Annotated in this window: 1 rRNA gene; it reads right to left on the reverse strand. The window is 47.0% G+C overall.

The features are described from left to right. Nucleotides 1-235: 235 nt before the first annotated feature. Nucleotides 236-338, reverse strand: a 16S ribosomal RNA gene (locus F7888_RS22415); the annotation flags it as partial.

Genomic DNA, 338 nt, shown 5'->3' on the forward strand with positions numbered 1-338 from the left:
GAATGTTTTGTTATGTTATCTAGTTTTCAAGGTACGAAGTTTGAGAGAAAGTACTCTCAAAACTGACCACAATAAACAAAGCGACTTTTTATGAAACTCATAAGAGTTTCAATGTCTAGCTCCGGCTCCTAGCCACTCGATCGCTTCAACTCTTCCTACAGGAGCAAGCTCCTTTGTCAGAGTCTCCACCGATTCTCCTGGCTGAACAGTCGCCTTCGCCTTTCATATTCCTTAGAAAGGAGGTGATCCAGCCGCACCTTCCGATACGGCTACCTTGTTACGACTTCACCCCAATCATCTGTCCCACCTTAGGCGGCTGGCTCCTTGCGGTTACCCCA

This window comes from Litchfieldia stipae, from assembly GCF_014837155.1.
Taxonomy (GTDB): domain Bacteria; phylum Bacillota; class Bacilli; order Bacillales; family Bacillaceae_L; genus Litchfieldia.